The organism is Defluviitalea phaphyphila (assembly GCF_001466305.1).
Classification (GTDB): domain Bacteria; phylum Bacillota; class Clostridia; order Lachnospirales; family Defluviitaleaceae; genus Defluviitalea_A; species Defluviitalea_A phaphyphila.
In genome coordinates this window covers 1,769-2,399 of the sequence record NZ_JWID01000058.1, presented here as the reverse complement: position 1 = coordinate 2,399, position 631 = coordinate 1,769, and the positions used below count along the sequence as shown (strand labels likewise).

The following is a 631-nucleotide window of genomic DNA, read 5'->3' as shown; positions in this document are numbered from 1 at the left end:
TAATGTTCCATCGGGATATCCCCCTACTTTTCCTGTTCCTACCATCATAGCTACTGTTTTTCCGTACCATTTATAAGATTTATAATCTTTAAAATTCTCACTACAGTACTGCATTAATTTTATATGTTTTTCTTGTAGTAATTGATATGTAACTTCTTCATCTCCTAGTATGTCCTTTAGAGTTTCTGTTTCTTTTGCATATAGTATATTTGGGGTTAATAATATTACTGTTAATATAAATGCACTAAATATACTTAGTTTTTTCTTCATCTTTTTACCTCCTGTTATTGTTAAAATATTTAATAACTTACAATTTAAAAAACATAAATAATTTTTATACCTATTTTCTTTTTTATAATACTCCCCTCTTATTATTAATAGATTTCATTATAAATTTCTTGTTATTGTATTTATTTATACTATTGTTTATTTATTACAATTCTCTTTATTATTGTATATATATCATATGAGATTTTCAATATTGTTTTTATTTTTTAATTTTTTGCTTCTTAATGGATAAGATTATAAAAAAACTCCTTTCTAGTTTTTTATATTTATTCCAGAAAGGAGTTTTTATTTTCATTTAAGCACAAATTTTTTACACTACCCAAACCATATTATTTACTTTTTC

General features: G+C 22.5%; 1 protein-coding gene. It reads right to left on the bottom strand.

The genetic code is table 11. The features are described from left to right. A partial coding sequence (locus tag OM90_RS12090; RefSeq protein ID WP_144428593.1) for an S-layer homology domain-containing protein occupies positions 1 to 270 on the bottom strand: 270 nt, incomplete at its 3' end. Between the last annotated feature and the right edge of the window lie 361 nt (positions 271 to 631).